At 72.1% G+C, this 24050-nt stretch carries 29 protein-coding genes; 24 read left to right on the forward strand and 5 right to left on the reverse strand.

The window, feature by feature from the left end:
• Window positions 1-153 precede the first annotated feature (153 nt).
• On the reverse strand, window positions 154-1755 hold the full coding sequence (locus SLV14N_RS29510; RefSeq protein ID WP_263271757.1) for an oxidoreductase: 1602 nt from the start codon (window positions 1753-1755) through the stop codon (window positions 154-156).
• A gap of 263 nt (window positions 1756-2018) precedes the next feature.
• Between SLV14N_RS29510 and hisD the strand changes: the two genes are divergently transcribed.
• The 11 genes from hisD to SLV14N_RS29560 are packed head-to-tail and all read left to right on the forward strand — an operon-like array spanning window position 2019 to window position 8947.
• Window positions 2019-3341 (forward strand): histidinol dehydrogenase, encoded by a 1323-nt coding sequence (hisD, locus tag SLV14N_RS29515; protein WP_208685014.1) that lies wholly within the window; start codon window positions 2019-2021, stop codon window positions 3339-3341.
• Between the two features lie 8 nt (window positions 3342-3349).
• The gene (locus SLV14N_RS29520; protein ID WP_263273318.1) at window positions 3350-4468 is read left to right on the forward strand and encodes a histidinol-phosphate transaminase; all 1119 of its coding nucleotides are present in this window, start codon (window positions 3350-3352) and stop codon (window positions 4466-4468) included.
• Window positions 4465-5058 (forward strand): imidazoleglycerol-phosphate dehydratase HisB, encoded by a 594-nt coding sequence (gene hisB / locus SLV14N_RS29525; RefSeq protein WP_020397738.1) that lies wholly within the window; start codon window positions 4465-4467, stop codon window positions 5056-5058. The genes SLV14N_RS29520 and hisB overlap by 4 nt, the downstream gene beginning before the upstream one ends.
• Window positions 5055-5219 carry a hypothetical protein gene (locus tag SLV14N_RS29530; protein WP_208685016.1) on the forward strand — a complete coding sequence of 55 codons (165 nt, stop codon included), beginning with the start codon at window positions 5055-5057 and terminating at the stop codon, window positions 5217-5219. Before hisB ends, SLV14N_RS29530 begins: the two co-directional genes overlap by 4 nt.
• Entirely contained in the window at window positions 5210-5866 is a 657-nt protein-coding gene (hisH, locus tag SLV14N_RS29535) for an imidazole glycerol phosphate synthase subunit HisH (RefSeq protein ID WP_208685018.1), read from the forward strand. The genes SLV14N_RS29530 and hisH overlap by 10 nt, the downstream gene beginning before the upstream one ends.
• An 8-nt stretch (window positions 5867-5874) precedes the next feature.
• Window positions 5875-6597, forward strand: a complete 723-nt coding sequence (gene priA, locus SLV14N_RS29540; protein ID WP_026169748.1) for a bifunctional 1-(5-phosphoribosyl)-5-((5-phosphoribosylamino)methylideneamino)imidazole-4-carboxamide isomerase/phosphoribosylanthranilate isomerase PriA — start codon at window positions 5875-5877, stop codon at window positions 6595-6597.
• A gap of 21 nt (window positions 6598-6618) precedes the next feature.
• Window positions 6619-7026: a Rid family hydrolase gene (locus SLV14N_RS29545; protein WP_208685020.1), complete on the forward strand. Its 408-nt coding sequence runs from the start codon at window positions 6619-6621 to the stop codon at window positions 7024-7026.
• A complete protein-coding gene (hisF, locus tag SLV14N_RS29550) occupies window positions 7023-7787 on the forward strand; it encodes an imidazole glycerol phosphate synthase subunit HisF (RefSeq protein ID WP_208685022.1) in 765 nt (254 codons plus the stop codon). The genes SLV14N_RS29545 and hisF overlap by 4 nt, the downstream gene beginning before the upstream one ends.
• Window positions 7788-7813: 26 nt before the next feature.
• A complete protein-coding gene (locus SLV14N_RS38860; protein ID WP_208685024.1) occupies window positions 7814-8083 on the forward strand; it encodes an SH3-like domain-containing protein in 270 nt (89 codons plus the stop codon).
• Complete coding sequence (locus SLV14N_RS38865; protein WP_208685026.1) at window positions 8076-8360, forward strand: SH3-like domain-containing protein; 285 nt, start codon at window positions 8076-8078, stop codon at window positions 8358-8360. Before SLV14N_RS38860 ends, SLV14N_RS38865 begins: the two co-directional genes overlap by 8 nt.
• Entirely contained in the window at window positions 8357-8947 is a 591-nt protein-coding gene (locus SLV14N_RS29560) for a nitrile hydratase subunit alpha (RefSeq protein ID WP_208685029.1), read from the forward strand. Before SLV14N_RS38865 ends, SLV14N_RS29560 begins: the two co-directional genes overlap by 4 nt.
• A gap of 1 nt (window position 8948) precedes the next feature.
• On the opposite strand, the gene SLV14N_RS29565 is transcribed toward SLV14N_RS29560, so the two are convergent.
• From SLV14N_RS29565 to SLV14N_RS29575, 3 genes are read right to left on the reverse strand one after another with little or no spacing between them, the layout of a single operon-like run.
• Window positions 8949-9731 (reverse strand): succinate dehydrogenase/fumarate reductase iron-sulfur subunit, encoded by a 783-nt coding sequence (locus SLV14N_RS29565; RefSeq protein ID WP_208685031.1) that lies wholly within the window; start codon window positions 9729-9731, stop codon window positions 8949-8951.
• Window positions 9728-11677, reverse strand: coding sequence for a fumarate reductase/succinate dehydrogenase flavoprotein subunit (locus tag SLV14N_RS29570; protein WP_208685033.1), 1950 nt, complete (start codon window positions 11675-11677; stop codon window positions 9728-9730). The genes SLV14N_RS29565 and SLV14N_RS29570 overlap by 4 nt, the downstream gene beginning before the upstream one ends.
• Window position 11678: 1 nt before the next feature.
• Window positions 11679-12431 (reverse strand): succinate dehydrogenase, encoded by a 753-nt coding sequence (locus SLV14N_RS29575; protein ID WP_208685035.1) that lies wholly within the window; start codon window positions 12429-12431, stop codon window positions 11679-11681.
• A gap of 95 nt (window positions 12432-12526) precedes the next feature.
• Between SLV14N_RS29575 and SLV14N_RS29580 the strand changes: the two genes are divergently transcribed.
• Window positions 12527-13423 (forward strand): LysR family transcriptional regulator, encoded by an 897-nt coding sequence (locus SLV14N_RS29580; RefSeq protein ID WP_208685037.1) that lies wholly within the window; start codon window positions 12527-12529, stop codon window positions 13421-13423.
• A 101-nt stretch (window positions 13424-13524) separates the two neighbouring features.
• Window positions 13525-14157 (forward strand): TIGR03085 family metal-binding protein, encoded by a 633-nt coding sequence (locus SLV14N_RS29585; RefSeq protein ID WP_018090298.1) that lies wholly within the window; start codon window positions 13525-13527, stop codon window positions 14155-14157.
• A gap of 61 nt (window positions 14158-14218) precedes the next feature.
• Here SLV14N_RS29585 and SLV14N_RS29590 read toward each other — a convergent pair whose 3' ends face one another.
• Window positions 14219-14362, reverse strand: a complete 144-nt coding sequence (locus SLV14N_RS29590; RefSeq protein WP_158686037.1) for a hypothetical protein — start codon at window positions 14360-14362, stop codon at window positions 14219-14221.
• Window positions 14363-14395: 33 nt separating this feature from the next.
• On the opposite strand from SLV14N_RS29590, the gene hisI reads away from it, so the two are divergent.
• The 11 genes from hisI to lgt all read left to right on the forward strand — a co-directional run bounded on the left by hisI (window position 14396) and on the right by lgt (window position 24038).
• Window positions 14396-14785 (forward strand): phosphoribosyl-AMP cyclohydrolase, encoded by a 390-nt coding sequence (gene hisI, locus SLV14N_RS29595; protein ID WP_026169751.1) that lies wholly within the window; start codon window positions 14396-14398, stop codon window positions 14783-14785.
• 10 nt (window positions 14786-14795) lie between these two features.
• Complete coding sequence (locus SLV14N_RS29600; protein ID WP_208685038.1) at window positions 14796-16340, forward strand: anthranilate synthase component I; 1545 nt, start codon at window positions 14796-14798, stop codon at window positions 16338-16340.
• A 239-nt stretch (window positions 16341-16579) separates the two neighbouring features.
• The gene (locus SLV14N_RS29605) at window positions 16580-17212 is read left to right on the forward strand and encodes a TIGR02234 family membrane protein (RefSeq protein WP_263273320.1); all 633 of its coding nucleotides are present in this window, start codon (window positions 16580-16582) and stop codon (window positions 17210-17212) included.
• 85 nt (window positions 17213-17297) lie between these two features.
• Window positions 17298-17549 (forward strand): HGxxPAAW family protein, encoded by a 252-nt coding sequence (locus tag SLV14N_RS29610; RefSeq protein ID WP_127150378.1) that lies wholly within the window; start codon window positions 17298-17300, stop codon window positions 17547-17549.
• 165 nt (window positions 17550-17714) lie between these two features.
• The gene (locus SLV14N_RS29615) at window positions 17715-18155 is read left to right on the forward strand and encodes a DUF2752 domain-containing protein (RefSeq protein WP_263271758.1); all 441 of its coding nucleotides are present in this window, start codon (window positions 17715-17717) and stop codon (window positions 18153-18155) included.
• A 181-nt stretch (window positions 18156-18336) separates the two neighbouring features.
• Entirely contained in the window at window positions 18337-19146 is an 810-nt protein-coding gene (gene trpC / locus SLV14N_RS29620) for an indole-3-glycerol phosphate synthase TrpC (RefSeq protein WP_018090304.1), read from the forward strand.
• A 184-nt stretch (window positions 19147-19330) separates the two neighbouring features.
• Window positions 19331-19459, forward strand: coding sequence for a tryptophan biosynthesis modulator TrpM (gene trpM, locus SLV14N_RS39000; protein WP_368041447.1), 129 nt, complete (start codon window positions 19331-19333; stop codon window positions 19457-19459).
• Between the two features lie 228 nt (window positions 19460-19687).
• Complete coding sequence (gene trpB, locus SLV14N_RS29625) at window positions 19688-20974, forward strand: tryptophan synthase subunit beta (protein WP_208685041.1); 1287 nt, start codon at window positions 19688-19690, stop codon at window positions 20972-20974.
• On the forward strand, window positions 20971-21789 hold the full coding sequence (gene trpA, locus SLV14N_RS29630; protein ID WP_263271759.1) for a tryptophan synthase subunit alpha: 819 nt from the start codon (window positions 20971-20973) through the stop codon (window positions 21787-21789). The genes trpB and trpA overlap by 4 nt, the downstream gene beginning before the upstream one ends.
• A gap of 115 nt (window positions 21790-21904) precedes the next feature.
• Window positions 21905-22837, forward strand: coding sequence for a thioredoxin domain-containing protein (locus SLV14N_RS29635; RefSeq protein WP_208685043.1), 933 nt, complete (start codon window positions 21905-21907; stop codon window positions 22835-22837).
• Between the two features lie 130 nt (window positions 22838-22967).
• Window positions 22968-24038 (forward strand): prolipoprotein diacylglyceryl transferase, encoded by a 1071-nt coding sequence (gene lgt / locus SLV14N_RS29640; protein ID WP_263271760.1) that lies wholly within the window; start codon window positions 22968-22970, stop codon window positions 24036-24038.
• Window positions 24039-24050 lie beyond the last annotated feature (12 nt).

Genomic DNA, 24050 nt, shown 5'->3' on the forward strand with positions numbered 1-24050 from the left:
CCGCTGCGCTCCGCCTTTGCTCTTTATCGGAGCCTTCGGAAGCAAAGCCCCGCACCCCTGCCCCTCCGGCCCGTCCCCTCCCATTGGGGGGAAGAAGGCCGGTGGGGGTGCATGGTGGTGGTCGGGTACGCCTCGTGGGCCGCAGTGAACTGGCTACTGCCGCCGCAGCAGCCGGGACGCACCGGCCGCGACCGTCGTGGCCAGCACCCAGCCCGCCAGGATGAGCACCGCGGCCGCCCACTGCGCACCGCCGCCCGGTTTCCAGGCGGCGCTCTGATTGAGGTCTATCACCGGCAGCAGCAGGTCGAGGGAGTAGAGATACGGATTCCAGGGCGGCGCCTCGCCCGGCTTGAGGGGCGGCGGCGGGGACATCGAGAAGTAGATCGTGCCGATCGCCCACAGGATGGCCATCCACACCGCGGCCCGCCCCGGGCGGTAGCCGTAGGCCACCGTCCAGTCCTGCAGGAACCCCCAGGCCTTCGCCGCCAGCGGCAGCGTCTCGCGGCGGCGCCGCTGCTTGGCCAGCAGCACCTCGCGGGCATCGGAGTCCTCACCGGTGGTGCGCAGCGAGGCGGCGAGCATCTCGTACGGCTCGGGTGCGTACTCGGGGGTCGCCGCGGCCACCCACTGCAGCCGCAGGGAGAGTGGGAAGTGGCCCCGCGGGATCAGCGTCTCGTAGGCGAAGCCGGCCATCCACAGCCCGCCGAGCCCCGGCCAGCTCGCCGACTTGTCGATGAGGTTGACCACCCGGGCGCCGGAGAGGATCACCCGGCCGCGCTGTGGCCGCTCACCGAGGAACCGCAGCTCGGGCGTCTGGATGCGGCGCAGCGACAGCTCCTGGTCGGACTCCATGATGAACCGGGCGTGCTCGAAGTCGACCGCGTCACCGAACCGCCCGTCGTCCAGGCGCATCCCGCCCTCGCACTCGAAGCGCTGCACACGGGTGCCGCGCGAGGGGGTGTGCACGGTGCCGTACGGGGGAGTGGCGCTGCTGGAGAACGGGGAGTTGGCCAGCCCGGCGGCGGTCAGATAGAGGGTGCGCTCGACGGTCAGCTGCGGGGCGTTCAGGGCCCGCCGGCCGAAGGGGTTGCTCAGCCGGCTGCCGCGCAGGCTCAGGGACACGCCGATGGTGGCGCCGCGCAGCGACAGCTCCCCGTAGGACTCCATCATCTCGGCCTGCAGGTCCTGGGCGACGGTCAGCCCGTCCGCCATCACCGACCGGCCCTGCCGGTCCTTGTGCACCACGGTCTGATTGAGCATCAGGTCCGTGCCGATCTGTGCGTCGGTGAGCCGGATGCCGGAGTGCACCACGCAGCGCGGCAGATGGAGGTCGCCCTCGGTGTGCAGCCGGGCCGCCTCCAGCCGGGGTATCGCACAGTTCACCATCCGCAGCGTGGTGAAGTGGCTCTCCGGCAGCACCACCTCGGCCTCGAAGCGGCAGTCCCGCAGCTCCACGAATGGCTTGATCGTGCCGCCCGCAACGTCGAGAGTGTCCGTGATGTACGCCCCGGTCAGCTGCAGCGCGGAGACCCGGCCGGGCTGCGCGGGCGGCCCGTCGAGCAGCAGCAGCGCCACGACCCGGGCCCGCACCCGGCGCTCGGGGCCCCACAGATGCTGTCCGTGCGGATCGTCCCTGGCCGGATCGCCGATGTGCAGATCGCAGGTGCTGCCGTTGCGGAAGGCCTGCCACATGCTCCATTCCGCGGATGTCAGCTGCAGGTCGGCGGGCGCGTCGCCGTCCCCGGGCTCGGTCACAGTGGGTCCCCCTTGCTCTCCCGTGGTGTGTCGCAACCTGTTCGGACGCATTTCGTGCACTGGTCGTCGTGCGTCCCGCAGGTCTCCCCGTACGCCGTTGTGTGGCCCTTGCCCGCCCCGTGACTGCTTGAACACGCGTGGTCAGGGCCAACTCCGGTCAACTTCGAACGGCCGGGTCACGATGCGTCCGGGGTGTGCTCCGCTGTGTATCACTGAGTGATACGGCCGGTCGGGCCCCGGAGCGGGTCTGAGACACTGGGAGGGTGATCTCCCGAATCGACCTGCGCGGTGACGCCCTTCCCGAGGGCGGCGCCCTGCGCGACCTGCTGCCCCGTGCCGAGTTCGACGTGGAAGCCGCCCTGGAGAAGGTGCGGCCCATCTGCGAGGACGTACGCCATCGCGGCACCGCGGCGCTGATCGATTGTGCGCGGCGGTTCGACGGCGTCGAGATCGACCGGGTGCGGGTGCCCGCCGAGGCCCTGCAGAGCGCGCTCGCGGAGCTGGACCCGGCCGTCCGGGCCGCCCTGGAGGAGTCCATCCGGCGCGCCCGGATCGTCCACCGCGAACAGCGCCGCACGGACGTGACGACCAAGGTCGTCCCCGGCGGCACGGTCACCGAACGCTGGGTGCCCGTCGAGCGGGTGGGGCTCTATGTCCCCGGCGGCCTCGCGGTCTACCCGTCCTCGGTGGTCATGAACGTCGTCCCGGCGCAGGAAGCCGGTGTCGAGGGCATCGCCGTGTCCTCCCCGCCGCAGAAGGAGTTCGGCGGGCGCCCGCACCCGACCATCCTCGCCGCCTGCGCCCTGCTCGGTGTCGACGAGGTCTACGCGGCCGGCGGCGCCCAGGCCATCGCGATGTTCGCGTACGGCACCGAGGAGTGCCTGCCGGTCAACCTCGTCACCGGCCCCGGCAACATCTACGTCGCCTCCGCCAAGCGCCTGCTCAAGGGCCGTATCGGCATCGACGCCGAGGCCGGCCCGACCGAGATCGCGGTCCTCGCGGACGCCACCGCCGACCCCGAGCACGTCGCCGCCGACCTGATCAGCCAGGCCGAGCACGACACCCTCGCCGCCGCCGTCCTGGTCACCGACTCCACCGAGCTCGCCGACGCCGTCGACGAGGCGCTGAAGCGGCAGGTCGCGGCGACCAGGCACATCGAGCGGATCACCGAGGCGCTGGGCGGCCGGCAGTCCGCGACCGTCCTGGTCGACGGCCTCGACGAGGGCCTCAAGGTCGTGGACGCCTACGGCGCCGAACACCTGGAGATCCAGACCGCCGACGCCTCCGCCGTGGCCGCCCGGGTCCGCAACGCCGGCGCAATCTTCGTCGGCCCGTACGCCCCGGTCTCGCTCGGCGACTACTGCGCCGGCTCCAACCACGTGCTGCCCACCGGCGGCTGCGCCTGCCACTCCTCCGGGCTGTCCGTGCAGTCCTTCCTGCGCGGTATCCATGTCGTGGACTACTCGCGCGACGCGCTGGCCGAGGTCGCCCACCATGTGGTGACCCTCGCCGAGGCCGAGGACCTCCCGGCCCACGGCGCCGCGCTCAAGGCCAGGTTCGACTGGAAGGTCCCGCAGAGCAAGTGAGCAGGCACGTGACCCGTATCGACGATCTCCCCATCCGGGACGAGCTGCGCGGCAAGTCCCCCTACGGCGCACCGCAGCTGGACGTCCCGGTGCGGCTGAACACCAACGAGAACCCCTACCCGCTGCCCGAGCCGCTGGTCCGGCGGATCGCCGAGCGGGTGACCGAGGCCGCCCGGCAGCTCAACCGCTACCCCGACCGGGACGCGGTCGAACTGCGCACCGAACTGGCCCGCTACCTCACCCGCACCGCCGGCCACGAGGTCACCAAGGAACAGGTGTGGGCCGCCAACGGCTCCAACGAGGTCATCCAGCAGCTGCTGCAGACCTTCGCCGGCCCCGGCCGCACCGCCATCGGCTTCGAGCCGTCGTACTCCATGCACGGGCTGATCTCCCGCGGCACGGGCACCGGCTGGATCTCCGGCCCGCGCAACGACGACTTCACCATCGACGTCGAGGCGGCCGTGGCGGCCATCGCCGAGCGGCGGCCCGACGTGGTCTTCATCTGCTCGCCGAACAACCCCACCGGCACCGCCGTCGAGGCCGGCACCGTGCTCGCGCTGTACGAGGCGGCGCAGGCGGCCCGTGCCGACGGGGCGGGGGCCCTGGTGGTGGTCGACGAGGCCTACGGCGAGTTCAGCCACCGGCCCTCGCTGCTGCCGCTGATCGAGGAACGGCCGAATCTGGTCGTCTCGCGGACGATGTCCAAGGCCTTCGGCGCCGCCGGGCTGCGGCTGGGCTATCTGGCCGCCGACCCCGCCGTGGTCGACGCCGTCCAGCTCGTCCGGCTCCCGTACCACCTCTCGTCCGTCACCCAGGCCACCGCACTGGCCGCGCTGGAGCACACCGACACGCTCCTGAAGTACGTCGAGCAGCTCAAGACCGAGCGGGACCGCCTGGTCACCGAGCTGCGGGCGACCGGCTGCCAGGTCGTCGACTCCGACGCCAACTTCGTGCAGTTCGGCCTCTTCGAGGACGCCCACGCCACCTGGCAGGCGATCCTCGACCACGGCGTGCTGGTCCGTGACAACGGCGTACCGGGCTGGCTGCGGGTCACCGCCGGCACCCCGGCCGAGAACGACGCGTTCCTCGACGCGGTTCGCGCAGTACTGAAGGAGAGCAAGCGATGACCCGCGTAGGACGCGTGGAGCGCACGACGAAGGAAACGTCCGTGCTCGTCGAGATCGATCTCGACGGCAGGGGCGACGTGGACGTGTCGACCGGTGTCGGCTTCTACGACCACATGCTCGACCAGCTCGGCCGGCACGGCCTGTTCGACCTCAAGGTCAAGACCGACGGCGATCTGCACATCGACACCCACCACACCATCGAGGACACCGCCCTCGCCCTGGGTGCCGCCTTCAAGCAGGCCCTCGGCGACAAGTCCGGCATCTACCGCTTCGGCAACTGCACCGTCCCCCTGGACGAGTCGCTCGCCCAGGTGACCGTCGACCTCTCCGGCCGCCCGTATCTGGTGCACACCGAACCGGAGAACATGGCGCCGATGATCGGCTCCTACGACACGACGATGACCCGGCACATCTTCGAGTCCTTCGTCGCCCAGGCCCAGATAGCGCTGCACATCCACGTCCCGTACGGCCGCAACGCCCACCACATCGTGGAGTGCCAGTTCAAGGCGCTGGCCCGCGCCCTGCGGTACGCCAGCGAGCGCGACCCGCGGGCGGCCGGGATCATCCCCTCCACCAAGGGAGCCCTGTGAACGGCCTCTCCACCGTCTTCATCCTGGTCGGGCTCTTCCTCCTCGGCGGCGTCTACTCCTTCTGGAAGCAGGAGCTGCCCAAGAGCCTGATCGTGCTGCTGTCCATCGGCTCGGCGATGTGCCTGGCCGTCGGCGTCCTGCGGCTGGGGGTATGGAATTGACCGCCTCGGCACCCCGTAAGAAGGTCGTCGTCTTCGACTATGGCTTCGGCAACGTCCGCTCCGCCGAGCGTGCCCTGGCGCACGTCGGCGCCGATGTGGAGATCACCCGCGACTACGACCGGGCGATGAACGCCGAGGGGCTGCTGGTCCCCGGCGTCGGCGCGTTCGCCGCCTGTATGGCCGGGCTGAAGGAGGCCCGCGGTGACTGGCTCGTCGGCCGCCGGCTGGCCGGCGGCCGCCCCGTCATGGGCATCTGCGTCGGTATGCAGATCCTCTTCGGCCGGGGCATCGAGCACGGTGTGGAGACCGAGGGTCTGGACGAGTGGCCCGGCACGGTCGGCCCGCTCAAGGCCGACATCGTCCCGCACATGGGCTGGAACACCGTCGACGCCGCCGAGGGCTCACAGCTCTTCGCCGGTCTGCCCGCCGACGCCCGCTACTACTTCGTGCACTCCTACGCGGTGCACGACTGGGAGCTGGAGGTCGGCAACCCGCATATCGCCGCGCCCAAGGTCACCTGGGCCACGCACGGCGAGCCCTTCGTGGCCGCGGTCGAGAACGGCCCGCTGTGGGCCACCCAGTTCCACCCCGAGAAGTCCGGCGACGCCGGCGCCCAGCTCCTGACCAACTGGATCAACACCCTGTGAGCCCCCTGATGCCGAAGCTCGAACTCCTCCCCGCCGTCGACGTCCGCGACGGCCAGGCCGTCCGCCTCGTCCACGGCGAGTCCGGCTCCGAGACCTCCTACGGCGACCCGCTGGAGGCGGCCCTGGCCTGGCAGCGGTCCGGCGCCGAATGGCTGCACCTCGTCGACCTCGACGCGGCCTTCGGCACCGGCGACAACCGGGCGCAGATCGCCGAGGTCGCCCGCTCCATGGACATCAAGGTCGAGCTGTCCGGCGGTATCCGCGACGACGACACGCTCGCCGCCGCCCTCGCCACCGGCTGCCGCCGGGTCAACCTCGGCACCGCCGCGCTGGAGACCCCCGAGTGGGTCGCCAAGGTCATCGCCGAGCACGGCGACAAGATCGCGGTCGGCCTGGACGTCCGCGGCACCACGCTGCGCGGCCGCGGCTGGACTCGCGACGGCGGCGACCTCTACGAGACGCTGGCCCGCCTCGACGCCGAGGGCTGCGCCCGCTACGTCGTCACCGACATCAACAAGGACGGCACCCTCCAGGGCCCCAACCTGGAGCTGCTGCGCAACGTCTGCGCCGCCACCGACCGTCCGGTGGTCGCCTCCGGCGGTGTCTCCTCGCTCGACGACCTGCGGGCACTCGCCACCCTGGTGCCGGAAGGTGTCGAGGGCGCGATCGTCGGCAAGGCGCTCTATGCGAAGGCGTTCACCCTCGAAGAGGCGCTGGCAGCAGTGTCGTAACCGCGAACGAAAGGCGGCGTGATGACCATCGAGCGCGTACGGACCGACAGTCCCTGGGAAGAGAAGATCGGCTTCGCACGCGCCGTGGCGGCCGGTGACCGGGTCCTGGTCGCCGGCACGATGCCACTGGTCGACGGCGTCCTGCAGGGTGAGGGCGACCCTTATGTGCAGACCAGGGTCGCCTTCACCAACGCCCTGGAGGCACTCACCCCCTTCGGCCTGGGCGCCGAAGCGGTCCTCCGCACCCGTATGTACCTCACCCATCTACGCGATGTGGACGCGGCCGGCCGCGCCCACCGGGAGCTGTTCGCCGCCACGCCGCCCGCCTCGACCCTGGTCGTGGTCTCCGGCTTCGTCGACTCCCGCGTCCTGGTCGAAGTAGAACTGGAAGCTTTCCGAGAACTGTCAGAGAGGCCTGAACCGACATGACCCTGGCGGTCCGAGTCATCCCTTGCCTGGACGTCGACAACGGCCGGGTCGTCAAGGGCGTCAACTTCCAGAACCTGCGGGACGCCGGCGACCCCGTCGAGATGGCGAAGATCTACGGGGACGAGGGCGCCGACGAGCTGACCTTCCTCGACATCAGCGCCTCCTCCGGCAACCGTGAGACCACCTACGACGTGGTCCGCCGCACCGCCGAGCAGGTCTTCATCCCGCTGACGGTCGGCGGTGGCGTCCGCACCCCCGAGGACGTCGACAAGCTGCTGCGGGCCGGTGCCGACAAGGTCGGGGTCAACACCGCCGCCATCGCCCGCCCCGACGTGATCCGTGAGATCGCCGAACGCTTCGGCAGCCAGGTCCTGGTCCTCTCGGTCGACGCCCGCCGTACCGACGTGGGGACGCCGTCCGGATACGAGGTCACCACCCACGGCGGCCGCCGCGGCACCGGTATCGACGCCGTCGAATGGGCGCACCGCGCCGCCGAGCTGGGCGCCGGCGAGATCCTCCTCAACTCCATGGACGCCGACGGCACCAAGGACGGCTACGACGTCGAGATGATCGAGGCGGTCCGCAAGCACGTCACGATCCCGGTGATCGCCTCCGGCGGCGCCGGCAAGCTCGACGACTTCGCCCCGGCCGTCGCGGCCGGTGCCGACGCGGTCCTGGCCGCCTCCGTCTTCCACTTCGGCGATCTGCGCATCTCCCAGGTCAAGGACGCCCTGCGGGGGGCGGGTCACCCGGTGCGCTGACCGCGATGCGCGCCTAGGCTCGCCCCATGAGCCGTGTCAACGATGTGGGTGGCCAGTCGGGGTTCGGGGCCCTGGAGATCGAGGCGGACGAGCCGCCGTTCCATGCCGACTGGGAGGCGCGGGTGTTCGCGCTGAACTCCGTGCTGGTGCGGAACGGGCTCTACCGGCTCGACGAGTTCCGCGACGCCGTCGAGCGGATGGCCCCGCAGGAATATCTGGCGGCGTCGTACTACGAGCGCTGGCTGTACGCGATCGAGACGCTGCTCGCCGAACGGGGGCTGCTCGGCGATGGCTGAATTCCGGGCGGGGGAGCGGGTGCGGGTGCGCGCCGTCGACCCGGTGGGGCACACCCGGGTGCCGCGGTATGTGCGCGGACACATGGGGCGGATCGTCGAGTGCCAGGGGCGGTGGGCGCTCGCCGACGAGTGCGCGGCCGGGGTCGCCGAGCCGCGGACGGAGCCCGTCTACACCGTGGCCTTCGCCGCGTCCGACCTGTGGGGCGAGGGCGGTCATGAGGTCACGGTCGACCTCTGGGAGTCGTACATCGAGCGGGTACGGGAGGACGGGGCATGAGCGGCGGGCACACGAGTACACCGGTGGCGGCGCGGGTCAGGCGGCTGGAGGCCCGGCTGATCGAGGCCGGGGTGGTCGCCGAGGCACAGCTGGACGCGGCGCTCGCCGCGATGCTGAAGGGGGCCTCGCCGGTCAACGGGGCGCGGATCGTGGCGCGGGCCTGGACCGACGCCGGGTTCCGGGAGCGGCTGCTGGCCGACGCGAACGCGGCGCTGCCCGAGGTGGGGCTCTCGATGGCGGGCGGTATCCAGGAGCAGCGGCTCAAGGTCGTCGAGAACACCGCCACCACACACCACGTCCTCGTGTGCACGCTGTGCTCCTGCTATCCGATCGGGCTGCTGGGGCCGTCGCCGTCCTGGTACAAGAGCGAGGCCTACCGCTCGCGGGTGGTGCGCGAACCCCGCGCCGTCCTGGCCGAGTTCGGGCTGGAGCTGCCGGACGACACCGCGATCACGGTGTGGGACTCCAGCGCGGAGAGCCGCTACATGGTCCTGCCACGGCGGCCCGAGGGCACGGCCGGACGGAGCGAGCCGGAGCTGGCCGCGCTCGTCACCCGGGAAGGGCTCATCGGGACCGCCGCGGTCTGACTCAGCGGGCCTTCCGCGCCGCCCGTAGGAACTCGCGGTTCATCGCCGTGATGCTGAACAGCGGGATGCCCTTGGGGCAGGCGGTGGCGCACTCCCCGGTGAGGGTGCAGCCGCCGAAGCCCTCGTCGTCCATCTGCGCCACCATGTCCAGCACCCGGGTCCCGCGCTCGGGCGCGCCCTGCGGCAGCACATTGAGATGGTTCACCTTGGCGGAGGTGAACAGCATCGCGGCACCGTTCGGGCAGGCCGCCACGCAGGCGCCGCAGCCGATGCATTCGGCGTGCTCGAACGCGAAGTCGGCGTCCGGCTTCGGCACCGGGGTCGCATGGGCCTCGGGCGCGGCACCGGTCGGCGCGGTGATGTAGCCGCCGGCCTGGATGATCCGGTCGAAGGCGGAGCGGTCGACGACCAGGTCCTTGACGACCGGGAACGCCGCGGCACGCCACGGCTCGATGTCGAGGGTGTCGCCGTCGCGGAAGGACCGCATGTGCAGCTGGCAGGTCGTCGTGCTTCCCCAAGCTCTCGAATCCGCTTGAGCAGGGGAGACCCCATTCGGGCCGTGCGCCGCACCGTTGATGACGAGCGAGCAGGCGCCGCAGATGCCCTCGCGGCAGTCGTGGTCGAAGGCGACCGGGTCGTCGCCGCTGAGGATCAGCTCCTCGTTGAGGGTGTCGAGCATCTCCAGGAACGACATGTCCGGCGAGATGCCGTCGATCTCGTAGGTGGACATGGCGCCGTCGGCGTCGGCGTTCTGCTGGCGCCAGATGCGCAGGGTGAGCCTCATGCGTAGCTCCGCTGGGTGGGGTGGACGTACTCGAAGACCAGGTCTTCCTTGTGGAGGGTGGGGGCCTCGCCGGTGCCGGTGAACTCCCAGGCGGCCGCGTAGGAGAACTCCTCGTCCCGGCGGGCCGCCTCGCCGTCCGGTGTCTGCGACTCCTCCCGGAAGTGCCCGCCGCAGGACTCGGCCCGGTGCAGGGCGTCCAGGCACATCAGCTCGGCGAGCTCCAGGTAGTCGACGAGGCGGTTGGCCTTCTCCAGGGACTGGTTGAACTCCTCACCGGTGCCCGGCACCCTGAGGCGGCGCCAGAACTCCTCGCGGATCTGCGGGATCCGGCCGAGGGCCTTGCGCAGGCCCTCATCGGTGCGGGCCATCCCGCAGAACTCCCACATCAGCTCGCCGAGTTCCCGGTGGAAGGAGTCGGGCGTACGGTCACCGCCGACGGCGAGCAGCCGCGCGAGCCGGTCCTCGGTCTCCCGCACGGCCCGGGTGACCACCGGGTGGTCCGCGGCGACCTCGTCGTGGTGCGGGTGGCGCGCCAGGTAGTCGTTGATGGTGGACGGCAGGACGAAGTAGCCGTCGGCCAGCCCCTGCATCAGGGCGGACGCGCCGAGCCGGTTCGCCCCGTGATCGGAGAAGTTGGCCTCGCCGATCGCGAACAGGCCCGGGACGGTGGTCTGCAGGTCGTAGTCGACCCACAGGCCGCCCATCGTGTAGTGCACGGCGGGGTAGATCCGCATCGGCACCTCGTACGGGTCCTCCGCGGTGATCCGCGCGTACATGTCGAAGAGGTTGCCGTACTTCTCCTCGACCTTCGCCCGGCCCATGCGCCGGACGGCGTCCGCGAAGTCGAGGTAGACGCCCTGCCCGCCGGGGCCGACCCCGCGGCCCTGGTCGCAGACGTTCTTCGCGGCGCGGGAGGCGATGTCCCGCGGTACGAGGTTGCCGAAGGACGGGTAGCTGCGCTCCAGGTAGTAGTCGCGCTCGTCCTCGGGGATCTCGGCGGGCGGCCGGGTGTCGCCCGGGGCCTTCGGCACCCAGATCCGGCCGTCGTTGCGCAGCGACTCGCTCATCAGCGTCAGCTTCGACTGGTGGTCGCCGGTGCGCGGGATGCAGGTGGGGTGGATCTGGGTGAAGCAGGGGTTGGCGAAGTACGCACCGCGCCGGTGCGCCCGCCACACGGCGGTGGCGTTGGAGTTCATGGCGTTCGTCGAGAGGTGGAAGACGTTGCCGTAGCCGCCGGACGCGAGGACCACGGCGTCCGCGAAGTAGGTGTCGATTGTCCCGGTGACGAGGTCCCGGGCGACGATGCCGCGGGCGCGCCCGTCGACGACGAGGAGGTCCAGCATCTCGGTGCGCGGATGCAGTTCCACGTTCCCGGCGGCGATCTGCCGCGACAGCGCCTGGTAGGCACCGAGCAGCAGCTGCTGTCCCGTCTGGCCGCGGGCGTAGAAGGTCCGGGACACCTGGACGCCGCCGAAGGAGCGGGTGTCGAGCAGACCGCCGTACTCCCGCGCGAAGGGGACGCCCTGGGCGACGCACTGGTCGATGATCTCGACGGAGATCTGCGCGAGCCGGTGGACGTTCGACTCGCGGGCCCGGAAGTCGCCGCCCTTGACGGTGTCGTAGAACAGCCGGTGGACCGAGTCGCCGTCGTTGCGGTAGTTCTTCGCCGCGTTGATACCGCCCTGCGCGGCGATCGAGTGGGCGCGCCGTGGCGAGTCCTGGTAGCAGAACTGCACCACGTGGTAGCCCTGTTCGGCGAGCGTGGCGCCGGCCGAGCCGCCCGCGAGGCCGGTGCCGACCACGATGACGGTGTGCTTGCGGCGGTTGGCGGGGTTGACGAGCTTCGCCTCGAAGCGCCGGGTGTCCCAGCGTCCGGCGACCGGTCCGGCCGGCGCCTTGGTGTCGCGGACCGGCTCCCCGGTCGCGTAGTTCGTGTAAGAGGTCAAGTCAGCTCACCACTCCGGTCATGACGGCGACGGGTACGGAGATGAAGCCCACGGTCAGCACCAGCGCGAGGACATGGGCGAGGGTCTTCAGGAGGCGGTCGCGGGCCCGGCTGCCGACGCCGAGCGTCTGTGCGGCGCTCCAGAAGCCGTGCCGGATGTGCAGCCCGAGCGCCAGCATCGCGACGCAGTAGATGACGTTGCCGTACCAGGTCGAGAAGGTGTCCACGACGTTCTGGTACGGACGGCCGGACTGGAAGCCCCCGGAGTGCACGGTGCCGGTGGTCAGGTCGAGGAGGTGCCAGACGATGAACAGGCCGAGGATGATCCCGCCCCAGCGCATGGTGCGGGTGGCGTAGCTGGTCCGGAGGAGGAGGTGCGGCGCGAAGCGCCTCGGCCAGGGGCGGTGGCCGGGCGACGGGTGGGCGTAGTTGCTGGGGCGGGCCCTGATGTCGCGGCGGCTCAGCTGGTAGGCGGATGTGGCATGTGCGACGACGGCGGCCACGAGGACGACGCGGACCAGCCACAGCGTCCACTCCTCGTGCATGAACGGTTCCCCGACGACGCGCAGCCAGTGGCCGTAGCCGTTGAACTCGGCCGCCCCGAAGAAGATCTTCAGGTTGCCGAGCATGTGGACGACCAGGTAGAGCAGCATGATCACACCGCTCACGGCCATCACCGTCTTCTTGCCGACGGTCGAGCCCCACAGCAGGCCCGCGAAGGACGGCCGTCGGTCCGTCCGTGTGTCCAGTGCCATGGGTCACGACGGTAAGGACCGGCCCGCCCATCAGTCCAAGACATGGTGCGGCTCATCTCCATAGGCTCTGCCTATCGATGCCGTACCGTCGCCTCATGCAGCTGCAGCAGCTCCGCTACTTCACCGCCGTGGCCGACACCCGGCACTTCACCCGCGCCGCCGAGCGCGAACATGTCGCCCAGCCCTCCCTGTCCCAGCAGATCCGCTCCCTGGAGCGGGAGTTGGGGGCGGAGCTCTTCCACCGGGCCCGCGGCCACATCACCCTCACCGATGCCGGCGAGACCCTGCTGCCGCTCGCCCGGCGCATCCTCGCCGACGCCGAGACCGCCCGCCGCGAGGTCCAGGAGGTCGCCCAGCTGCGCCGTGGCCGGCTCCGCCTCGGCGCCCCGCCCAGCCTCTGCGCCAGCCTCGTCCCCGACGTCCTGCGCGCCTTCCACGCCGGCTACCCCGGCGTGGACCTGATGGTCACCGAGGACGGCTCGCAGGACCTGGTCCGGGCACTGGCCGACGGCGCCCTGGACCTGGCCCTGATCATCACCCCGCTCCCGGTCCAGGCCCCCGCCCTGGCCACCACCGAGCTGCTGCGCGAGGAACTCGTCGTGGTCTCCGCCCCCGACCGCCCCGCCCCCGTCGGCCGGCGCACCCGCATCCGGGTGGAGGATCTGCGCGGCCGGCCGCTGGCCATGTTCCGCCGCGGCTACGACCTGCGGGAATTCACCACCGCGGCGTGCCGGGCGGCCGGTTTCGAGCCGACCTTCACCGTCGAGGGCGGCGAGATGGACGCGGTGCTCGGCTTCGTCCGGGCCGGGCTGGGGCTCGCCGTGGTGCCCAGCATGGTCGCCGCCCGCTCCGGCCTGCGGATCACCCGCTTCTCGACGCCCGGAATGCACCGCGTGGTGTCCGTCGCCCACCGGGGCGATGTCTCCCCGCCGCGGGCCGCCCGGGAGCTGGAGCGCATCCTGATGGAGCATGTGGACCCGGGCCTGTCCTGAGCGGGCCGGGCCCGGCGGCCGGGGGCGACCGGGCGGCCACCGGCGCGGGCGCGGGGCGTGGCCCCGTGGCAGGGCCGCGGGGCCGGTCGTAGGCTGGCCGCATGTCGACCCATGCGAAGCGTGAACGGCTCCTTCTCGCCGACCTGTTGGAGAGCGCCGGCCCCGAGGCGCCGACGCTGTGTGAGAACTGGAGCGCGCGGGACCTGGCCGCGCACGTGGTGGTGCGCGAGCGGCGTGCCGACGCGGCCGGCGGGCTCCTCGTCAAGCCGCTGGCCGCCCGGCTGGAGCGGGTGCAGGCGGAGTTCGCCGGCAAGCCGTACGGGGAGCTGATCCAGCTGATCAGGACCGGTCCGCCGCGGATGTCGCCGTTCGCGCTGAAGCAGATCGACGAGGCGTCCAACACCGTCGAGTTCTACGTCCACGCCGAGGACGTCCGGCGCGCCCAGCCGGACTGGGCCGCGCGGGAGCTGGACCCCGTCTTCGCGGACGCCCTGTGGTCCAGGATCGAGCGGATGGCCCGGGTGCTGGGCCGGAAATCGCCGGTGGGCCTGGTGCTGCGGCGGCCGGACGGGCGGACGGCGGTGGCCCATCGCGGCACCCCGGTGGTCACGGTCGTCGGCGAACCGGGCGAGCTGACGATGTTCGCCTTCGGCCGGCAGGAGGTCGCCGATGTGGCGCTGGACGGCGACAAGGACGCGATCGACCGGCTGCGGGCGGCGAAGCTGGGGATGTGAGCCCGACTCCCTGAGCCCGACTGCCTGAACCCGTTTCCCTGAGCCCGCCTCCCGGCCCGGCCTACGAGTGGAGCACCACCACCGCGACCACCACGGCCACCACCACCGCCGCCACGAACACCGCACCCAGAACCCGCGCCGCCACCCGTGCGGCACGGTCCGGGTCCGGCGGCGGTGGCGGCACGGACGGCTGCTGAGGATGCATGTCTGCAGGATGCCGCACGGCACAATGGACACCATGAGCAGCCGCGCCACCACCCCGGACACCACCCCCGCCCTCGACCCCGCCATCGCTGCCCGCCTCAAGCGCGGCGCCGACGGTCTGGTCCCGGCCATCGCCCAGCAGTACGACACCGGCGAGGTGCTGATGCTCGGCTGGATGGACGACGAGGCGCTGCGCCGCACCCTGACCACCGGCCGCTGCACGTACTGGTCCCGCAGCCGCCAGGAGTACTGGGTCAAGGGCGACACCTCCGGCCACGTCCAGCACGTGAAGTCGGTGGCGCTGGACTGTGACGCCGACACCGTCCTGGTCCGCGTCGACCAGGTCGGCGCCGCCTGCCACACCGGCGACCGCACCTGCTTCGACGCGGACGTTCTGGCCACCCGGGACGGCCAGGACCAGTAGGCTCCGCGCCATGACCACGGGAACCACCGGCACCGCCCTTCCGGACCTCGACACCTTCCGCACCCTCGCCAAGGACCGGCGGGTCATCCCCGTCACCCGGCGCCTGCTCGCGGACGGCGACACACCGGTCGGGCTCTACCGCAAGCTCGCCGCCGAGCGCCCCGGCACCTTCCTCCTGGAATCCGCCGAGAACGGCCGTACGTGGTCGCGCTACTCCTTCATCGGCGTCCGCAGCGCCGCCACCCTCACCACCCGCGACGGGCAGGCACACTGGCTCGGCACCCCGCCCGTCGGCGTGCCCACCGACGGTGACCCGCTCGCCGCGCTGCGCGCCACCGTCGAGGCACTGCACACCCCCCGGGACCTCATCGAGGGCGAGGGGCTGCCGCCGTTCACCGGCGGCATGGTCGGCTACCTCGGCTACGACATCGTGCGCCGCCTGGAGAAGATCGGCGAGCAGACCGACGACGACCTCCGGCTGCCCGAACTGACCATGCTGCTCACCTCCGACCTCGCCGTCCTCGACCACTGGAGCGGCACGGTCCTGCTGATCGCCAACGCGATCAACCACAACGACCTCGACACCGGTATCGACGAGGCCTATGCGGACGCGGTGGCCCGTCTGGACACCATGGCCGACGACCTCGCCCGGCCCGCGCCCCCCAGCGCCGCCGCGCTGCCGCCGTCCGAGGTCCCGCCGTACACCGCCAAGTGGGGCGGCGCGGCCTACCAGGACGCCGTCGAGGACATCAAGGAGCGCATCCGGGCCGGTGAGGCCTTCCAGGTCGTGCCCTCCCAGCGCTTCGAGACCCCGTGCACGGCGAGCGCCCTGGACGTCTACCGGGTACTGCGGGCCACCAACCCCAGCCCGTACATGTACCTCTTCCGCTTCGAGGGCCCCAACGGCGGTGACGACGGCGCCTTCGACGTGGTGGGCTCCAGCCCCGAGGCGCTGGTGAAGGTCGAGGCCGGCCGGGCCATGGTCCACCCCATCGCCGGCACCCGCCCGCGCGGCGCGTCCGTCCAGGAGGACCAGGCGCTGGCGGACGAGCTGATGGCCGACCCCAAGGAGCGCGCCGAGCATCTGATGCTGGTCGACCTGGGCCGCAACGACCTGGGCCGGGTCTGCGAACCGGGCAGTGTCGAGGTCGTCGACTTCATGTCCGTCGAGCGCTACAGCCACGTCATGCACATCGTCTCGACGGTCACCGGGCAGGTCGCCGAGGGCCGTACCGCCTTCGACGTGCTCACCGCCTGCTTCCCCGCGGGCACCCTCTCCGGCGCCCCCAAGCCGCGCGCCCTGCAGATCATCGAGGAGCTGGAGCCGTCCCGGCGCGGTCTGTACGGCGGCTGTGTCGGCTATCTCGACTTCGCCGGCGACTCCGACACCGCCATCGCGATCCGCACCGCCCTGCTGCGCCACGGCACCGCCTACGTCCAGGCGGGCGCCGGGGTGGTCGCCGACTCCGACCCCGTGGCCGAGGACACCGAGTGCCGCAACAAGGCGGCCGCGGTGCTGCGCGCCGTGCATACCGCCAACCACCTGGGCAGGTAGCCCGCCGGGGGGTGGTCCACCGGGCGGGACCACCAACGGCTCCTGCCCCGGTCCACCCCGCCGCGGGGTGCCCCGAGTGCCCAACAAGGCGGCCGCGGTGCTGCGCGCCGTGCATACCGCCAACCACCTGGGCACCTGGAGCTGGGGGCGCCCGCACCACCCCCCGCGCACCGGTCCCCGGCGGCCGGTGCGCGATAGTGGTACGCGTGAGTGCCGCATCCCAGACCCCCACCGACACCGTGCCGCCGGGCGATTCCGGGCCCGCGCCGGCCCGGCCCGTGCGCCGCGCGCACCGCAGCCTCGCCCTGGCGCTGCTGGCCGGCGCGGCCGGCGCCGCCCTGGCGCTGCTGGCCTCCGGCCGCACCTGGGCCGAGGGCTCCGCGGTGCTGGCCCAGGGCGAGTTGCCCCGCACCGTGACCGGCGCCGATGTGACCGGTGTGCCCGGCGCGCTGGCCGTCGTCGGACTGGCCGCGCTGGTCGCCGTCTTCGCGGTCCGCCGGGCCGGCCGGATCGCGGTCGCCGGCCTGCTGACGCTCAGCGGTGTGGGCGTCGCCGTCGCCGCCGTACTGGGCAACTCCGACACCTCGGCGCTGCGCGAGAAGGCCGCCACCGCGGTCGGGATGACCGGAACCGGTGTGCATCACGTCACGCACACCGGATGGCCGTGGGTGGCCGCGGCCGGCGGGCTGCTGCTGCTGGTCGCCGGACTGCTGGCGCTGGTCCACGGACGCCACTGGCCGGCGATGTCGGGCCGTTACGAGCGCACGCCCGGCGGCGCACGCGGCCCGCGGCGGGCCCCGGCCGCACCGGATCTGGACCGTCCGGAGGAGATCTGGAAGTCCCTGGACCGTGGTGAGGACCCCACCCGGTAACGGTGCTCCGTGCGGCATCGGTGACAATGTCCGACGAGGATCATCGCGCCCGGACCCGGCGCGGACAGAGCATCGAGGAGCATTCATGTCGAGCAGTGGCCACGGACACACCCCCGCCGCCTGGACCGGCGTCATCATCTCGTTCATCGGCTTCTGCGTCGCCGGAGCCTTCATCGTGCTGGCGAATGTGCCCGGCTTCTGGGCCGGCATGGCGCTGATCGGTCTCGGTGCCGTCGTGGGCGGTCTGATGCGCATGGCCGGTCTGGGTTCGGAGCCCAAGCGTTCGGCCAAGCCGCGCCCCCAGGCGCAGGCCCAGCCGCAGCCGCAGGAGGGCTGAGCCCCCGCTCCCGTGGCGCCGGGGCCCGGCGCCACTTCCGCAGCATCCCTCGAAGGCGCCGCTTCCCGGCCCGTACGCACCGTGGTGCCGTACCCGCCGTCCGTGACCGTTCCGTACGGCGGCCGAGAAGCTGCGCCTTCGCGTGTCCGGCCGGACAATCAGCACGTGAGCCAACCCGCGGCCCGGCCCGACGCCTCCCCGCGCGGCGGTCTGCCGCGCCGCCTCGTGGCGCCCCTGGGCGTCCTGGCCGCCGCCACCGCCGCCTTCGCCGTCCTCGGTGCCGTCGACCCGAACGAGCCCGGCCACTACCCCGTGTGCCCGCTCCTGCACCTCACCGGCGTCTACTGCCCGGCCTGCGGCGGACTGCGCAGCGCGCATGCCGTCGCGCACGGCGACCTCGCGGCGGCGCTGAGCGCCAATGCCCTCGCGGTGGCCGCATACGCCGCCTGTGCGGTCTTCTGGGTGCTCTGGCTGGGCAATGCGGTCCGCGGCCGCCGCACGGCGGGCCCGCGGCCGGGAGCCGTCCACTGGTGGGCGCTGGGCGGACTGCTGCTGGCCTTCACGGTCGTCCGCAACCTCCCCTTCGGCAGCGGGCTCGCACCGTGATGCGGCAGCCGGGCAAAACGTGTGCCACCGGCCCCTCAGCACCCGGAGAAGTCCAGGTCGTGGGATCACGGTCCACCGGATGTGAGACCTGCATCCCATGGCGGATACCATCGGAGTACCGGATGGGACCCCTTGTCCGGGGCACCGTCCACCGCCACCGCTCCCGAAGGAGGCCGCTCGCGTGAGTGTGCTCGACGAGATCATCGACGGCGTTCGTGCCGACCTCGCGGAGCGGCAGGCGCGCGTCAGCCTCGACGAGCTCAAGGAGCGGGCCCAGAAGGCGCGCCCCGCGAAGGACGGCGTCGCCGCCCTCAAGGGCGAGAGCGTCACGGTGATCTGCGAGGTCAAGCGCTCCAGCCCGTCCAAGGGCGCGCTCGCCGCGATCGCCGACCCGGCCGGTCTGGCCGCCGACTACGAGGCGGGCGGCGCGGCCGTCATCTCCGTCCTCACCGAGCAGCGCAAGTTCGGTGGTTCGCTGGCCGACCTGGAGGCCGTCCGCGCCAAGGTCGACATCCCCGTCCTGCGCAAGGACTTCATCGTCACCGCCTACCAGCTGTGGGAGGCCCGTGCCTACGGCGCCGACCTCGCGCTGCTGATCGTCTCCGCGCTGGAGCAGGAGGCGCTGGTCTCGCTGATCGAGCGCGCCGAGTCGATCGGGCTGACGCCGCTGGTCGAGGTGCACGACGAGGAAGAGGTCGCCCGCGCGGTGGACGCCGGCGCCAAGATCATCGGTGTCAACGCCCGCAACCTGAAGACCCTTGAGGTCGACCGCGGCAACTTCGCCCGGGTCGCCCCCGAGATCCCCGACCACATCGTCAAGATCGCCGAGTCCGGTGTGCGCGGACCGCACGACCTGATCGCCTACGCCAACGACGGCGCGGACGCGGTGCTGGTCGGCGAGTCCCTGGTCACCGGCAAGGACCCCAAGACCGCGGTCTCCGACCTGGTCGCCGCGGGCTCCCACCCGGCGATCCGGCACGGCCGGTCCTGAGCGGCCGGGACGGCACACCGACATGACCGCCACCGCCGCAGGCAGCCGCTGCCAGGTCCGGGTACCGCACCCGGGCCCGGCCGGTGTGCGCGCCGGGGCGGCGGCCGTCCGCGTCCCCTGCCCGGTGCCCGTGCGCGGCTTCCCGTCCGCCGCCCGACGGAGCCCCGGCCCGCAGCGCTGTGCGCTGCCGCCGTGGCACCGGGGCTGCCGGGCGCCCGCCCGGCGGGTCCACGGGCGCAGGGTCAGGTATCACATCGGTTCCGAGCCGGGACAGATCAACGGCATGCGATGGCGACCGGGGTCCGCGCACTGACGCGTCGGCCCCTGGCCGGCACCGGGCCGCTCCACGGCACGGCGGTCCGCTGACCGCCGGCCGACGGCGTCCCACGACGACCGCCGGACCACGCCCCGCCCACCCGCGGCACCGGACGCTCCGGAGCTGTGGCGGCGGCGATCCCGCGCGGTGCGCGCCGCAGACCGTGATGCCCATCCCGACACAACCGGACTTCCGGGGCAGCCGCCCCGGCGAGGAGTGCGTCTGATGTCCTCCGATTTCTTCCTTCCCGATCCCGAGGGACGGGTGCCGAACCCCGAAGGTTATTTCGGTGCGTTCGGCGGCAAGTTCATCCCCGAGGCGCTGGTCGCCGCGGTCGACGAGGTCGCCGCGGAGTACGAGAAGGCCAAGGGAGACCCCGCGTTCGCGGCCGAGCTCAACGACCTGATGGTCAACTACACCGGGCGTCCCAGCGCGCTCACCGAGGTGCCGCGGTTCGCCGGACACGCCGGCGGGGCCCGGGTGTTCCTCAAGCGCGAGGACCTCAACCACACCGGCTCGCACAAGATCAACAACGTGCTGGGCCAGGCGCTGCTCACCAAGCGGATGGGCAAGACCCGGGTCATCGCCGAGACCGGCGCGGGCCAGCACGGCGTCGCCACCGCCACCGCCTGCGCCCTGTTCGGCCTCGAATGCACCATCTACATGGGCGAGATCGACACCCAGCGCCAGGCGCTGAACGTCGCCCGGATGCGGATGCTCGGCGCCGAGGTCATCGCCGTGAAGTCCGGCAGCCGCACCCTCAAGGACGCCATCAACGAGGCCTTCCGCGACTGGGTCGCCAATGTCGACCGCACCCACTACCTGTTCGGGACCGTCGCGGGACCGCACCCCTTCCCCGCGATGGTGCGCGACTTCCACCGGGTCATCGGCGTCGAGGCGCGCCGCCAGATCCTGGAGCGCGCCGGCCGCCTGCCGGACGCCGCGGTCGCCTGTGTCGGCGGCGGCTCCAACGCCATCGGGCTCTTCCACGCGTTCATCCCGGACGACGGGGTGCGGCTCATCGGCTGCGAGCCCGCGGGCCACGGCATCGAGACCGGCGAGCACGCCGCCACGCTGAGCGCCGGTGAGCCGGGAATCCTGCACGGGTCCAGGAGTTACGTCCTCCAGGACGAGGAGGGGCAGATCACCGAGCCGTACTCCATCTCGGCCGGTCTCGACTACCCGGGCATCGGGCCCGAGCACGCCTTCCTCAAGGACAGCGGCCGCGGCGAGTACCGCGCGGTCACCGACGACGCCGCGATGCAGGCGCTGCGCCTGCTCTCGCGGACCGAGGGCATCATCCCGGCCATCGAGAGCGCCCACGCCCTCGCCGGGGCCCTGGAGGTGGGCAGGGAGCTCGGCAAGGACGGCCTGATCGTCGTCAACCTGTCCGGGCGCGGCGACAAGGACATGGACACCGCGGCCCGCTACTTCGGCCTCTACGACGCGGACGCCGCCGTCGAGGCGGACGCCGGCACCGAGGACGCGGAGATCGAGGGGGACGTCAAGTGAGCGGGAACATCAAGCTGTTGAGTGACACCCTCGCCGCCGCGAAGGCCGAGGGCCGGTCCGCGCTCATCGCCTACCTCCCGGCCGGGTTCCCGACCGTCGACGGTGGCATCGAGGCGGCCAAGGCCGTCTTCGACGGCGGCGCGGACGTCGTGGAGGTCGGGCTGCCGCACAGCGACCCCGTCCTCGACGGTCCCGTCATCCAGACCGCCGACGACATCGCCCTGCGGGGCGGGGTGAAGATCGCCGATGTGATGCGGACCGTGCGCGAGGCCCACGCGGCCACCGGCAAGCCCGTCCTCGTCATGACCTACTGGAACCCGATCGACCGCTACGGCATCGAGCGCTTCACCGCCGAGCTCGCCGAGGCGGGCGGCGCGGGCTGCATCCTGCCCGACCTGCCCGTCCAGGAGTCCGCGACCTGGCGGGAGCACGCCGACAAGCACGGTCTCGCCACCGTCTTCGTCGTCGCCCCCAGCAGCAAGGACGCGCGGCTCGCCGACATCACGGCGGCCGGCTCCGGCTTTGTGTACGCCGCCTCGCTGATGGGCGTCACGGGCACCCGCGAGTCGGTGGGCGAGCAGGCGCAGGACCTCGTGCGGCGCACCCAGGCCACCACCGAACTGCCGGTCTGTGTCGGCCTCGGGGTCTCCAACGCCGAACAGGCCGCCGAGGTGGCCCGGTTCGCGGACGGAGTGATCGTCGGCTCGGCGTTCGTCAAGCTGATGCTGGCGGCGGACGGCGACCTGGCGGCCGGTCTCGCCGGGGTCCGCTCCCTGGCGGCCGAGCTGGCCGAGGGCGTGCGCAAGCGCTCCTAGAGGCGGTGCGTGCGGCCGGGCCGTGAGGAACGCGGACACGGCCGCTGTCCCTCGATAGGGCGAACATCGGTGCGGAGGGGTGCGGCGGCACCCCTCCGCTTCGTTGTCCAGGGGCGTGAGCCAGAAGAATCATGAGGGTAAGAAATCCGCCCGCGAGCGACTGCAGGAACAGCGGGAGAAGGAGAAGGCGCGCGCCCGGCGCGGCCGCCAGGCGATCGTCGCGGGGGCGGTGGTGGTGGTGCTGGCGGTGGCCGGCGGCATCGCCGTCTGGGCGTCGTCGTCCTCCGGTAAACCTGCCGCCAACGACAACGAGGTCGCCGTCCCGAAGCGGGCCAGCGGCGGCGGCAGGCCCGCCGTCCCGGTGGGGTCGGCCGACGCCCCGTCCACACTCACGGTGTGGGAGGACTTCCGCTGCCCCGCCTGCCGGCAGTTCGAGACCGGCTTCCGCCCGGTCATCCATGAGCTGGAGGACTCCGGCCGGCTCAAGAGCGAGTACCACCTGGTGACCATCATCGACGGCAACGCCGGCGGCCAGGGATCCCGTAACGCCGCCAACGCCGCCCTGTGCGCGCAGGACGCCGGGAAGTTCCGCGCGTACCACGACCTCCTCTACTCCCACCAGCCGCCCGAGCCACAGGACAAGTTCGGCGACAAGAAGTACCTCCTCCAACTGGCCGGCAAGGTCAAGGGGTTGGTGACCCCCGCCTTCACCAAGTGCGTCAACGACGGCACCTACGACCGTTTCGTGAAGAAGTCCAACGACGCCTTCGCCACCTCCGGATACCGCGGCACCCCGACCGTCCTGCTCAACGGCAGGGATCTCTCGAAGGAGAAGGGCGGACAGTTCGGCCCCGCGGACCTCAAGAAGATGGTGCTGGACGCCAACAAGGCCAAGCAGCCGGGGAAGAAGAGCGCCGCACCGCACACGGGCGCCTCACCCCAGGACAAGCACCCCGGAAGGAGCGCCGCACCGCAGGGAGAGCTGACCGGCAAAGGCGGGGCACCCCAGGGAGAGCTGACCGGCAGGAGCGCCGCGCCCGCGCCCTAGACGGGCGGCCCATGGGGGCCGCGACCGCCCCGGACACACAGCGTCACGGCGCGGGGACGGGGTCGTTACGCAGCCGTAGCCGGGCCGGGTTGCCGCCGACCCCGCCCGGCGCGGTAGCGTCGTCCCTGCCATGGACCTCGCATTCATTCCCAGCCCGTCGGTCGGCGTCGTACATCTCGGCCCGATCCCGCTGCGCGGCTACGCGTTCTGCATCATCATCGGCGTCTTCGTCGGCGTCTGGCTCGGCAACAAGCGCTGGGTGCAGCGCGGCGGCCGCTCCGGAACCGTCGCGGACATCGCCGTATGGGCCGTGCCCTTCGGGCTGATCGGCGGCCGCCTCTACCACGTCATCACGACGTACGAGCCATACTTCGGCCCGAACGGCCACCCGCTCGACGCCTTCAAGGTGTGGGAGGGCGGCCTCGGCATCTGGGGCGCGGTGGCGCTCGGCGCGGTCGGCGCCTGGATCGGCTGCCGCCGGCGCGGTATCCCGCTCCCCGCGTACGCCGATGCGCTGGCGCCCGGTCTGGCCCTCGGGCAGGCGATCGGCCGCTGGGGCAACTGGTTCAACCAGGAGCTGTACGGCAAGCCGACCGATGTGCCGTGGGCGCTGGAGATCAGCTCCGACCCGGCCATCGGACGCATCGGCGGCACCTACCACCCGACCTTCCTCTACGAGTGCCTGTGGTGCATCGGCGTCGCTGCGCTGGTGATGTGGGCCGACAAGCGCTTCCGGCTCGGCCACGGACGGGCCTTCGCGCTGTATGTCGCCGCCTACTGCGCCGGCCGCGCCTGGATCGAGTACATGCGGGTCGACGAGGCGCACCACATCCTGGGCCTGCGGCTGAACGTCTGGACCGCGCTGATCGTCCTGGTCCTGGCCGTCGCCTACTTCGTGATCTCCGCCAAGAAGGCACCCGGCAGGGAAGCGGTCGTCGAACCGGGCGCGCATCCCGCGCAGGACGCGGACGGCGAGACCGCCGACAGTGGCACGGACGGTGACGGCGCCGAGGAGGGCAAGGTCTCGGTCGAGAAGCCTGCGGCGAAGACGGCGGCCGACGACGGCGCGACGGAGTCCGGCGCCGAAGAGGCCGGAACGTCCACGGAGGACGAGCCCGGCGACAAGAAGTCCGGGGACGCGGCGGACGCATCCGCCGCGGATGCCAAGCCCGCCGGCAGCGGCAGCACCAAGAAGTCCTGAGGCGGCCACCGG

Source organism: Streptomyces sp. Je 1-4 4N24, assembly GCF_026239515.1.
GTDB classification, from domain to species: Bacteria; Actinomycetota; Actinomycetes; order Streptomycetales; family Streptomycetaceae; genus Streptomyces; species Streptomyces nigrescens.